This window comes from Flavobacterium rhamnosiphilum (assembly GCF_004349195.1).
In the GTDB taxonomy this organism is placed as follows: domain Bacteria; phylum Bacteroidota; class Bacteroidia; order Flavobacteriales; family Flavobacteriaceae; genus Flavobacterium; species Flavobacterium rhamnosiphilum.
The window spans coordinates 661,191-674,926 of the sequence record NZ_SMLG01000001.1 but is presented as its reverse complement, the minus strand read 5'-3'; the positions used below and the strand labels follow the sequence as shown (position 1 = coordinate 674,926).

Genomic DNA, 13,736 nt, shown 5'->3' with positions numbered 1-13,736 from the left:
TTTTGAAAATTAAACTAGATAGAAAACTGTAAATACAAATACCCAAACTAAATCGACAAAGTGCCAATAAAGACCCACTTTTTCTACCATTTCATAACTTTTTCTTTTTTCATAAGTTCCAATTAGCACATTAAAAAATATGATAATATTTATGATTACTCCAGAAAAAACGTGGAATCCGTGGAATCCAGTGATAAAGAAAAAGAAGTCAGCAAATAATTTACTTCCGTATTCGTTTCTTTTCAAGTTTGCACCTTCAACTACGTAGTGTGCTTGACTCAATCTTAATTCAGACTCTTCTCTTGAAAGAATTGTTTTTTTCTTCTCTTTGGTTATTACCTCAGTTCTGATCAAAAGTTCAGGATGCGCTTTGAAACCAGCTTGAACTTCGGCAACTGAATAAGAAGGCAAACTTGGTTCATCCATAAACCAATTCGCGCTACTTCTTGTCAATTGTTCTCTTTCTTCAGGCAAAATAGCTGCAAAATCCGCTAAAGCTACACGGTGTCCGTCTTTGTCAACAAACTGAAGTAAACTACCTCCTTTTGTTTCAATAGCACCGTATTCTCCTTTAATAAAGTTTTTCCATTCCCATGCTTGAGATCCTACGAAAATCAAACCACCGATAATGGTTAAAAACATATAAAGAACTACTTTATTTTTTTTCATTTGATGACCTGCATCAACAGCCAAAACCATTGTTACAGATGAGAAAATCAAAATAAAAGTCATTAATGCCACATAATACATCGGAGCAGATACTCCATGCATAAATGGGAAGTGCGTAAACACTTCATCGGCCAACGGCCAAGTTTCAATAAATTTAAATCGAGAAAAACCATACGCCGCCAGAAATCCAGAGAACGTTAAAGCATCTGATACGATAAAAAACCACATCATCAATTTGCCATAACTTGCTCCCATTGGCTCATTGCCGCCTCCCCAAGTTTTTTCTTCACTATTTGCAGTAGTAACTGTCGCTTCCATAAAAGTTATTCGTTAAAAAGTTCCCAAATTTACGTTTTTTTCTTATTTAAAGAAATATAAAAACAAAAACAAATAAACCCATAATAAGTCAAGAAAGTGCCAGTACATTGCACCTAGTTCAATTCCAAGGGTTTGAGATGAATTGTATTTTTGTTTAAAATGATTATAAATTATAATTAGAAGTGAAATCACGCCACCAGCAAGGTGAATCAAGTGCACAACCGTAACAACGTATAAAAAAGTCGTGGTTATTGAGCTTCCACTTCCAGTGAAATAATACCCATTATCCACTATTTGCCCAAATCCTACGAACTGTAAAATTACAAACAATATTCCTAGAACTAATGTCGTCAAAAGAAAAATTGTCGTTTTACTTTGATCGTTTTTCTGAATCGCTTTTTTAGCCAAATGAAAAGTAACACTACATCCTATTATTGCAACAGTACTGTAATAAAACGCTATTGGTAATTGAAAATCCTTCAACCAGTCTGCTCTGGATTTACTCACTACAAAAGCACTCGTAAGTCCTGCAAACATCATGGTCATACTTACCATTGCAAACAACAAAATCAATTTATAGGATCTTGCCGTTCTGGATTTTTGCTCCTCAGTTGTCATTATCATTTCCATAACTATCTTAAAAATTTATCAAATATATAAACCAATTGTAACAATGTAATATAAGAAACACTAACTAACATTAGTGTTCTAGCCGCTTTTGCAGTTCTTAATTTGTATAACCGAACAGCATAAAAAAGCATCCATAGTCCCAGTAAAAATACAACAATTGCAGCAATTGGCGTTATGTATAAACGTCCAGTATATCCTAAAACTGGTAAAAGTGACGCTAAAATTAACCAAACCGTATATAAAATAATCTGCAAGGCTGTTCCTTTGTCTTTTTTACCTGTAGGCAACATAAAGAAACCTGCTTTCTCATAATCTTCATACAAAAACCATCCAATAGCCCAAAAATGCGGAAATTGCCAAAAAAACTGAATTAAAAATAAAGTTCCTGCTTCTATTCCAAATTCTCCTGTTGCAGCAACCCAACCCAACATAAAAGGAATTGCTCCAGGAAAAGCTCCAACAAAAACAGACAGTGAAGTCATCGATTTCAAAGGAGTATAAACGCTTGTATATAAAAATATTGAAATGGCGCCAAACATAGCGGTTTTTGGATTGATTGTATAAAGCAACGCAATTCCAACAATAGTCAAAAGACTCGCAATAATCAAAGCTGTAGCCTGAGACATTCTGCCAGCTGGAACGGGACGATTTTTCGTTCTATCCATCAAGACATCAAGGTCTTTTTCGATAACTTGATTAAAAGCATTTGATGCTCCCACCATACAATAGCCACCAACTGCCAATTTTAATAAAACCATCCAATCTAATGAATGCAAATCATAAATCCCAAGCATAAATCCCGCAATAGACGAAAACACAACACTAATAGCTAAACGTGCCTTAGTGATCTCTCGGAAATCAATATAAATGGATTTTAATGAAAATGTATTTTGTGTTGCGTTCAATACTAGAGTTTGTTTGTTTTTAAAAACTTTTGCAAAAGTAGTGTATCAAAAGGGATTTGACAAAAAACAATTCACAAAAAGATTAATAATCAAAATACCAATTAAAAATATCAGCTCTCAGTCCTAAAGTAAACCAATTAGTACTTTCAGTGAAAGTTGTTTCGGTGTTTTTTGTAGGATCAAAACTTCTGTAAATATAACTACAGAAAATTTTCAAATTAGTAGCCGGGTTCACCAAATAACCACCTTGAAAATCAGCAATAAAAACAGCCGTTTTATTTCCCTGCCCCACTTTCACACCACTATCAAACGGTCTTTTTTCATCGTAATCTTTATAGATATTTCCTCCGTAATTAAAGCTGTCTTCAGCGGTGTCAAAATCCAGTCCTCGAGTCCCCACAGTAACTTTTGCATCAGCAAAAAGCCTTCCTTTATGATAGCGCGCAATAGCAATAAATTCCTTGAAATTTCCTCCCCATTGATGCCCAATACTTTGGTTATTATGACCGTAATTTGTGATTGGCATACTATGAGAATACACATAAGGACGCACGTGATTGTATTCTAATTGCAACAGTAAATTATCAACTTTGAAAGCGTTATAATACTTAACGCCTAACTGATAACCGTATTTATTTTTCCAACTATTGTCTCTTTCTTTGATGTCTCCAAGAGAAAACTCATCCAGAATAAACTGTCCATAAAAATTGATTTGATTACTCCATTTATATTTAAAAGTCAATCCCAAAACAGCATTTCCACTTCTTGCAGAAGAAGCGAACTCAACCGAACGATAAAAGATAATAGGATTTACAAAATTCACATCAAATCCTCTGTCATTTGTATTGGTCCAAATCACCGATTCGAAGAAACCAAGATTTAATTTATTGGAAACATTCCAACTCAAATAATGATTTGCCATAAATTTTGTGGCATACGTTCTTTCTAATGTCACCTCAGGACGAACATCTTTGAGCCACATGTAGGTATTGGTATATTTTATTTTCCAAAAATTAGTATTCAATTTAAAATAAGGATACGGACTGGCGCCATCACTTTCCAGCAAAGAACGGTATCCGTCCCCAATAAAATTTCGGCCATAACCCAATTGCAAATCAATGTATTTACTGGGTGCAAAAGTCAAATTGGCTTCCGCCAAAGGAAAATCATAGGCATCCGTTTTGAAATCTTTTGCAATTCCTATCCCTGGAATAATAGCAGGATTTCCTCCTGCGGGTTTAATAGATTCAGCATAACGATTAAAGTAATCTGCAAAACGCCCCTGACTTTCAAAAACCGTGGTAGAAAAATTAAGTTGCTTACCCAAACCTCCTCTAAAATTGATTCCGCGAGTATTCATATAGGTGTAAGACGCTTCCGTTTTAGAAGCTTTACCAACCTGCAAATCAAGTATAGGATTTAAGGTAAACCAATATCCTTCGCCCTGGATTTCTACCGTACTCTCATTCCATAATTTTCTTGTCCACCAACCTGAAGCTTTCTTTTTTATCTTTTCATTAACTGCTTTCAGATCATAATATTTTGAAACCTCAGCATAGGTATATGGTTTTGATGCCGTATGATTATTACTTCCCACTTGATTTAAGGAACCATCAAACTGCGCGTAATAACTATGCGAAAAAGGAACATTCAAATGGCTTTCAAACTCCGGATTAGTAAATTTTTTATATACAATACTATCCAATTCAGTACGTTTCGGTTTGTTGTTTGAAACAATTTCGGCTTTCGCCAAAGCTTCAGCTTCAAGTTCTTCCCTGCTTTTTAAAGGTATGGCGATAGTTATGGTAAATTTGGAGTAGGTTGGTTTTCCGTTATACGTTGACGGTTCTATTTTTGGAAATGTCTCAAAAACCCTTTTTGTTTCTTTTATCAATGCCTCATCAACAGCATCAACATAAATCACTTTAAAAATACCATTACTGTCCACTTCAAAAAGAACTTTTACGTTCCCTTTAAAATTATTTTGTTTTAAATTATCCGGAACTTGAAAATTTTGAAAAACAAAATCCTGAACTTGATTGTAAAAACAATTTTCTAATACTTTCGATTGTAAATTTACACAATCAGGAAAAACAGGAAATCGCTCCGCCGAATTGCCAGATTGTACCAAACTATTATTTAAATCTTGGGAATAGGCAAAAAAGGAATACGAAAATAAAAATAAAGCCAACAATCCTTTTTTCATGTTTACAATTTTTGTCCGTTTAATATTCATTATGTGAATTTTGTCCGTTAGCAATACTTTTCGCTCCTGATGTACCTATTCTTTTCACCCCCAGTTGAATCATCTCAACCGCTTCTTCATAAGTCCTTACACCACCTGCAGCTTTCACAGGAAGGGGCGATGCGTTTTCTAGCATCATCAGTATCGAGGGAATAGTGGCTCCGTTTGGTAAATTATTTTCTGTTTTATAAAATCCAGTCGAGGACTTCACAAAAACCGAAGCAAAAAGTTCTTGTTTAAAATTAGAAACAATTACATTTTTTATCAAACTTGACAACTGGATAATTTCCTTATCGCTTAGAGCCGCCACTTCAATGATCCACTTTACTACCTTGTTATTATCTAAACCTAATTGGGTACATTTAAGAATTTCTTCTTTTACCAAGGCTACTTCTCCTCTTTTGAAAGCTTCATAATTGCATACAAAATCTAAATCATCGGCGCCATCATGTATTGCTTGAAGAGCTTCGCTAAGTTTGTTTTCTAATGAAGATTTACCTTCCGGAAAATCAATTACAGTTCCTATTGACACAACTGAATTTGTTTCAACAATCATTTTTTTCGCCAAAGAAACCATATTAGGACGAATCATAATAAGCTTAAAATGTTCCTCGATGGCTTCTTGGATAAATCCTTTGACTACCAAAGTATTTTCTTTTTCGCTGAGTCCCGCTTGTTCTGCCGTTTTTAAATAGGTAGAATCTAAATATTGCTTAATATTCATGCGCTTTTGATTTCTTAATTAGAGTAGATTATGCCTCACAAAAATACATTTTATATGAACATAAGTTTACTATAAAATATCACTATTTTGTATTTTTAACGCTAGAAATGAAGTTTTTACATGCTTTTAAAAAAATACAAACCAAACTAAATAAACATTTAGCTATAAAATGAAAAGTCCCACCAAAGTGGGACTCCATTTAAATTGAATTTTATCTGACTTTTGTTTTTAAATCAAATAAAAGAATAAAAGCTACTCCTAAAATTGCACCAGATAGATTTGCTAAAACATCAAATACATCTGCATGCCTGGTAGCGGTTAATAATTCTTGCGCAATTTCAATACCTATTCCAAAAAAAACGGAAAACAGAAAAGAAATTATTATGGGTTTTAAACTGTTTATATCGTTTGTGTGTTTTTGAAAAAACAAAAAACAAAGCATCGTTAAAACAAGATGAAAAAAAACATGCACCAATTTATCCAGATTTGAAACATTCCCTAGCGGAACATTATTCAACTGTACTAAACAAAAAAAAGCAATAACTCCAGCCCACAATAAAGCTGCAAAAAAATATATTTGTTTAGGCACCAATAAGCTCTTTGTAAGATTCACTAGACAATAAATCATCTACCTCTGCCATATTCGCAATTTTTATTTTGATCATCCATCCAGCTCCATAAGGATCAGAATTAACGCTTTCCGGAGTACTTTCCAGAGCATCGTTGAAGGCAATAATTTCACCTGCTAATGGAAGAAACAAATCAGAAACAGTCTTAACTGCTTCCACTGTACCGAAAACCTCATCTTTGTCTAAAGTCTGGTCTAAAGTTTCTACCTCAACATAAACGATATCTCCTAATTCTTTTTGTGCAAAATCAGTGATTCCTACTGTTGCAGTATCGCCATCAATACTAACCCATTCGTGATCTTTAGTGTACTTTAAATTTACTGGTATGTTCATATAAATTGTAATTGATAATTATTTATTGATAATTTAGATTTTATGGCACAAATGTAATAATCTTCTATTCAAAAATTGTCCCCTTTTCGAAAAATTAATTTCCAAAATTATAACGAAGTGTGATTCCGGAACGAATATTTGTCAACGGAAAAGAAGTTGATATTACCGCTTTCGAAAAAGAGTGATCATAATAGAAAATAGCCGTTAGATTTTTACTAAACGAATAATCAGCCTTGACTGTTAACGACCAAAGATTCTGCCCTCCCGCCAATTGATTGTTATCATAATCCAAATATCTCACAATCGTCTGATTGTTTCTATAAGATACATCTGCTTTCAAGTTGATATCACTTTTTATTATCCCTGTTGGACTATCAGCCAGTCTGGAAGAGAAAATCACGTCTTTGAAACGATACCCCAATCCTACCACATATTCTATCCCTTTAACTTCGGTCAACAAATTATTATCAAAACTCATTGACAATGCTCTGTCTTTTTTGATTTCAGCCAATACTTTTAACGAACTTTTCAATTCAAAATCCATTCTTAACAATGGGTTGAATTGTTCTACCAAGTTAACATTTGACATTATGGTTTGATTGAAAAAGTTACCACTCGCATCCACTCCGCCTGGCGCTTTGTCATATTCAAAATTCGATCTAAACGCATTTATCGTATAAGAAGCCCTGTAATTATGTTGCAATGAGAAACGTTTGAAATTCTTTTTAAATAGCCCATAACGCATCAAACCATTGTATTTTATCGACCAGTTTGGAATTGGAAAATTCCTGAAAATTCCCAACGAAACATCTGAGGCATTTCCTCCTGAATAAGCCGCTAAAAATGCCGGTAACAATACTGCTTGATTGTTCTTCCCATACCCTAATGGAAATCCTTCTGAGTCCAAATTACCAGGATTATTAATATCAATCCCACGTTGTGTTGCTAATCGATTCGCTACCGTAAGTCTGTTTATTCTAAAATCATCAAATGCAACCGATGAATTTTCATCACTAGTCGAAAATGAAGTTTTTATCAACACCGTAGAAATTGAAAAAATACCTGTATTATAAGGAGATCTAGAATTATACACCCCATCCGTTACATCATACTGTTCTGAGAAATTTTCAGAATGAGCGCGGTCTAATGTCAGATCAATCTTTAAATCCGGCAACAAATCTACATTTGCCGTGGCTTTAAATAATTTATTGGTCACTTGAGAAAAATTTTGGTTAAAATCAGGATAGTTAGTTAGCCAACCATTTTTGGCAGCTTCATATCGCACATCATCCTGACTACCAAAAACAAACCCTAACGACGGTCTTGACGACCCAAGAAATCCTACACCTGGCGTGTATCCCGGTAAAACCGTACCGCTGTTATAGGTATAGTTCATCTGGATATTTTTAATACTGGTTAAAACACCTATAAAACCATCTACAAATTCATTGTTTTTCGGTACTTGATTAGCATTTGTATTTACTATTTTCTCACCTGGTTTTGGAGCAGTTGTTTTAGGTTTTGGTACCGTTTTGTTCATGTTTTTTGTCAGTCCTAAATACTTGTACAACATATCCATATTGAAAGTTGCATTCAAATTGCTTGAACTCGCATTTTGAACGGTGTTCCCTAAATTATACTCAACATCATCAATTTCTATTTGAGACAATGCATTAGAAGTACGCTGCCAGCTGTAGTCTCCCGTATAGGAATAATTGGCTTTGACAAAACTAAATAATGGAATTTTATTGATTGGAATTTCATAATTCACAACCAATTGTTGCATGTGTTGATTTGGATCTCCAATATCCCAATAACTATCCCAAATTGTAAAAGTATCGATAGGCTCATTGTCTTCATTCAAATAATTTTTTACAATATTACTGGAAGAAGCCGTATAATTTAATTTTAAAGATTTAGTCAAATTATAATTAAATCCATATTGGTAATTGAAAGCGAAATTTCTTCGATACAAAGGATCCAGCCCAATTCCTTCTACATCTACCTGTCTAAATTGTTGACGGTTGTATTGTCTGACGATATTAGTATTAAACGATATATTTGAAGGCAAATAATTAAAATTGAAATCACTTAATAATTTCCAATAACTACTTTTTTTCATGAATTTTGTCTTCTTGAAAGGCTCTACTGATTTTGGTTTAAAAGTATAGGCATAATCCACCGACGAATTTACTTGTTGGTCAACGTAATCTTCAATTTCAAAATCATGTCTTTCCACTTCATTAAAAGACTGGGAAAAAGTAAAGTTCTCCGGATCGTACACACGTTGTTTTTGCTCAGGACCGCGCTCTTTTCTAACCCCTATAAAATTTATGCTTTTGCGTTTTGTATAATCAACAGCTCTATTTTTAATGTTTGCTCTTTCGGCCTCATCAGTGGTATAATCCAATAACTGTTTTAATTTTATATCCTGATTAAAAGGATCGTATTCCGGAGTTATGGTCTCTTCGCCAATAGCATAATTAAAAGGCAGGTTAATTTGCCATTTTGGAGGCAATAATTTCCCAAGATTTACATTGGTCACAATACTATATTGTTCTGTATCCTCACGGTTTCTTTCGTTTGGCCCTTGTTCTAAAGTACCAAAACCAATGGTGCTTTTTTTACCTGAAGCAGAAACCGTGGCAAAATCTGCGAAATTTGTATCTATATTCAATACAGCTGCCATTCCCCCTTGATTATCCATATCCGCTAAGCGAAGTTCATTGAACCAAACTTCTCCTTTGATATCATCGCGCAGGTCGCTATTTTTCACACCAACCATCAGCGTACGCACTAAGCCAAAGTTAGGATTCCCTCTAATTCCCAGCTTCAAGCCAGTATTACCATCACCATTAGGAAAAATGTCTAAGTGGTCATCCGGATAATACACCCCATCCAATGGCAAAGCATCTTTTGGAACTCTAATCTTCATTTCAGTCAATAAAGCCAATGACAAATCAATCTCATTTTCTTCAGGCCAAACTTCCTCAGCGCTCAAAGGAGAACAATCTGAATTTGAAGCAGAAGACGGACTCGTTACTTTTAAAGGAATTTCAATTTGATAGAAATTTTGAGTAAAGTCATTTCCAAAACGGATAAATCCAACCATTTGATTGTCTTGAAGTACAATTTCATTTGGCAATGATTCTGCATGCAAGAACATTTTCAATTTCTTGAATTGACGCATGTCAATACTCACATTTTTAAAAACGGCTCTGGAGTCTTCCGGTTCTAATCCGTTTCCAGATACTCTCAACGCCAATGACTGCTCATTTTGATTGATAACCGTATTATTGTTGTACAATTGTTCCCGTTGCACACCTGGAGGAACAATATAATTTATTGGACATCTCTCATTATTTTCCTGAACATTAACAGCCAAAACATCTAGATTAGTATTGTCATCAGTAACATCTGTATCCAAAGGATCAAGCGTATTGGCGTATCTTCTCCATTCTCCCCTTACTAAATCCAGTGCGCCAAAACGAACGGTTACTTCTTCACTAAAGCCCGTCATAAACATCCTCATGAAGCGTATGGATCTAAAATCAGAAATATTCCCTATCGTGTTCTCCGGTTGTGAAACCGGTATTTTAAACTGCAGCCATCTCGCATCAGTAGTCGAACCATCCGGCAAAGTCACTTGCGTATTTCTTATATCGGTAATATAATTTTGCCCCACATTCATGTTTGGCTGAACCACAATACTGTATTCATAATACGCATTGATGGTATTCATAGTATTGTCTCTGTTGATATCCTCAACATCCGGAACGGTCGATGACCCTCTGTTTGGATCATTAATATCAACCGCTGAATTTCCATCAGTACCGTTATATCTTTTATATCGGTCTAAAATTCCTCCTGAAGCATTCAAATAATACGTATAATCATCTGCCGCAGGATCTAACTCTGAGGCAAAATTAGTATACACTGATCCTTCATTGGCATTAACCAAACCATCCAGACCAATATCTTGATTTGTTCTATTTGTTGCATTAGTGTCAAAAGCATAAATCAATGATTGAGATGCTGGAACATCTCCCCATAGCGGTTGAGGGTTTACCAATATCTGATCTGGCCCAAGTCCATTTTCATATTGTTTTCTTCCATCCTTCAAAACATCTTCAGATATCTCCCCTAAATTGAAATAAATTTTCCCCGTATTGGATTGTGGTACCTGACCGTTTCCTACATAAGGATCTAATACCCAAAACTGGATATACTCTACATTTCCTTGTTCGAAATTAGTCGAATTTAACGACCGCATAATTCCCCCAAAATTATCACTTGGATTTGCAGCTGAATTTGAATTGTTATTATAGGGTCCTCTATCAGAAGGATAATAACTTAAATCTAATGTATTAACGACTTGTGATTGCCCTTGAGCAATATCCGTCAAAGGATACAATTCCTCACTGAAAATTCTTCTGGTATTGTTGAACGACAAATCTTCATTTGAAATTCCTGCTGGCTTTTGAGTATAAAATATAGGGTCAATTGAATACCAAGCTAATTTGGCTCTTTTAAACCCATAACTTAAATCATTGGCATCGGCGTTGAAATCATACGTACTCATGGCGTTTCTTTCCGGTGTTGATGCCAGACTCCAAGCATACGGAGAACGCATATCAATGGTCGATTGGGAACCTTCAAAATCATCTACATAAATGGTAGACTCCCCCTGAAATTGATCCGCTTTTGGAGAATCTGGTCTCAAAAAAGCAACTTCACCTCTTACGGAAAGATTAGAAGGCACATCGGTATCAACATTTGGCAACTTATTCACCAATCGAGTCAAGAAAGGAACTTCAGTTGAAAAATTAGTATTGAATCCAAAAATAGTATTGTTAACTGATTCCTGACCAAAGCTGGATTTTTGAGTAAATGGTCTTTCGGTCATTTTAAGAAAAGTCCCTCCAACCAAAAAATTATCGGAAATTTTATGTTCCACATTTACGCCCATAAACCTTCTGGTCTGCAAACCAAAAACGGAATTGTTTTCTAAAGACACTTCAATAGGTGTATTGGAGGCTAGAAGTGACGGATCTAAAATCTGTACTCTTCCTAATTGGTAATTTACACTGTAATCAATTCCTTCCACTAAAACTCTACCTGCAGCAGTAACCACAACAGAACCTTGCGGCACATTTAAAGCCCCAATTGGTATTCCGTCTCCACCAGATGATTTATATTTTCCTCTTAATAAAAATTTATTTTTATCACTGTCCTGTAAAGCTCCAGATTGTGTATTTCGATACATACTACGAAACACGTATTTCTTTTGGTTTTCATTATAAGAATTAACATTGTTATAATTTTCACCTCCATTTGATAATTTAGAAAACAATAATTCTCCAAATGGTTCTTTAGTAGTAAAAATGATTCTTCCGTATTGGGCATCCATCGTTAAGCCCGGAATAAAATCAAAAAAACCATCGCCTCCAGCTTGAGGATCATTGTTATAATTTAATTTATCCAAGTTAAACACTTTCAACAAAGGCGTTTCGGCAACTTCATTTTGAGGCAATGGATTCGGCGGAAAAGGACTTCCCGGAACTTCAGTAATATAATTTAAAGGCGATGGATCCGTGTAAAGAATGTTAAATCTAAAATCTTCTTGTTTTACTTGATAAGCACCCGGAATTTGATAGATGTTTTTCATCATCAAGTTCCAAACAGGGTTTTTAACATTGGTCAAATTACTTTTCAGCATTTTCAAAATCAAACTTTGAGAAATAATGGCTTGATTTGAAGGACTAGTACCCGTTACCACAGTTGCATCTACCCCGTCATTTCCAAATTCACCCACTTGATACACTTGATCTCCGATTGTATATTGGTAGGCAACCGCCAAAACTTCGTCATTAGCCAGTCTCTGTTGTAATGAAATATACCCTAATTGTGGGTTATAGGTATATTCATTTGGATTTAGCTTTCGAGCATTTTCTAATTTAGAATAGTCACTTCCTTCAAAAGCATCATTAGTACTATCACCATCATTATTCCTTAGAAAACCTGATTTTGCAGTAACAATTTCCCTAATATTTTGTGTTAAAAAAGAACCTGACTGTCCAATAAATTTAGGATCATATTTATTATTACTATTCTCTGTTGGGGAATCAACTGGAACTGTATTAAAAAATCCTGTCGAAGGATTTATAACCACAACTTCATCATCTGGTATTCCAGTAAATTGCGCTTCCCCTAAATCCTGAAGTGCAATAATATTTCTTAAATTGTTACTATTGTTAGTGTTTCCGATACCAACATTCAATCTGTTTTGTTTGTTGGTCACCCAAATCTCCAGTCGGGTAATTTGAACTCTACTGTCTATAAAAGGATAGTTTTTTAATGATTTATCGTATCTATTTCTAAAATATTGGGATAAGAAAAAGTGTCTGTCATTATCATAATCCAATGCAAACATGTCAAAATCCTGAATTGTCCCTCCACCTTGAGCAATTAAACTTTTCGTTTGTGATTTTTGCTCTGAAAAAACTCCGGTAATGGTCGTTTTTCCAAATTGCAATTGTGTTTTTACACCAAATAAACTTTGCGCTCCTCGAATCAAAGAACTATTCAAGGGCATGCTTACATTTCCAACTTCTATTTTTTGGATAATATCGTCTTCTGAAGGTGCATATTCCAACTTCATTAAGTTTTGAAAAGCAAATGTTGATTGCGTATCGTAATTAGCATTTACACTGAGTCGCGTTCCTACTTTACCCATCAAGCTCATACTTATTCTTTGATCGAAATCGAAAGAAAGATTCGACCTGTTTCTGGGCGAAAAAGAGGGATTGTCTTGTTTTGTATACCGCATTCCTAAATCAATTTCTATAGATCCGGTCGGTTTTACATCAATGGTATTACTTCCAAAAATAGATTCAAAAAGCCCTGATTTCACATAATATCTTGGCAATAAGTCTTTTTTTGCTTCTTCACTGCCTTCTTTTTTCCCATCAATAGCATCCCCCTTTTTTTTGAAATAATCGCGCATTGATTCTTTCAAAACCAACTTTTCATATTCTTTTGGCGTTAATATAATGGGATAATTGATAGAGAATCCATCAACAGAATTAGTGTAGATATACCTATCTGTAATTGGATCATAGGTATAGGCTGAGAGAATACTCTTTGGATTTTTTAACTGGACTTTTCCGGTAGAAAATCCAGTTTTAACGGTATCCTGAGCCGCTTGATTTACTTGGGCTTGCGATGCAAAACCACAGAATAATACAAGCAAAAAAATACAAATTTTATGCATACAACTCGTG

At 34.7% G+C, this 13,736-nt stretch carries 8 protein-coding genes; all 8 read right to left on the bottom strand.

The features are described from left to right. Positions 1-9: 9 nt before the first annotated feature. Positions 10-987 carry a cytochrome c oxidase subunit 3 gene (locus E0I26_RS02920; protein WP_131914989.1) on the bottom strand — a complete coding sequence of 326 codons (978 nt, stop codon included), beginning with the start codon at positions 985-987 and terminating at the stop codon, positions 10-12. A 42-nt stretch (positions 988-1,029) separates the two neighbouring features. After that, positions 1,030-1,617 carry a cytochrome c oxidase subunit 3 gene (locus tag E0I26_RS02915; protein WP_131914988.1) on the bottom strand — a complete coding sequence of 196 codons (588 nt, stop codon included), beginning with the start codon at positions 1,615-1,617 and terminating at the stop codon, positions 1,030-1,032. A gap of 2 nt (positions 1,618-1,619) precedes the next feature. Next, entirely contained in the window at positions 1,620-2,522 is a 903-nt protein-coding gene (gene cyoE / locus E0I26_RS02910; protein ID WP_131914987.1) for a heme o synthase, read from the bottom strand. Between the two features lie 82 nt (positions 2,523-2,604). Beyond that, positions 2,605-4,728: a gliding motility protein RemB gene (locus E0I26_RS02905; protein WP_131915146.1), complete on the bottom strand. Its 2,124-nt coding sequence runs from the start codon at positions 4,726-4,728 to the stop codon at positions 2,605-2,607. 19 nt (positions 4,729-4,747) lie between these two features. After that, positions 4,748-5,491 (bottom strand): deoxyribose-phosphate aldolase, encoded by a 744-nt coding sequence (gene deoC / locus E0I26_RS02900; RefSeq protein ID WP_131914986.1) that lies wholly within the window; start codon positions 5,489-5,491, stop codon positions 4,748-4,750. A gap of 211 nt (positions 5,492-5,702) precedes the next feature. Next, on the bottom strand, positions 5,703-6,080 hold the full coding sequence (locus E0I26_RS02895; RefSeq protein ID WP_131914985.1) for a VanZ family protein: 378 nt from the start codon (positions 6,078-6,080) through the stop codon (positions 5,703-5,705). After that, a complete protein-coding gene (gene gcvH, locus E0I26_RS02890; protein ID WP_131914984.1) occupies positions 6,073-6,453 on the bottom strand; it encodes a glycine cleavage system protein GcvH in 381 nt (126 codons plus the stop codon). Before gcvH ends, E0I26_RS02895 begins: the two co-directional genes overlap by 8 nt. A gap of 94 nt (positions 6,454-6,547) precedes the next feature. Continuing rightward, entirely contained in the window at positions 6,548-13,726 is a 7,179-nt protein-coding gene (gene sov, locus E0I26_RS02885) for a T9SS outer membrane translocon Sov/SprA (RefSeq protein ID WP_131914983.1), read from the bottom strand. Between the last annotated feature and the right edge of the window lie 10 nt (positions 13,727-13,736).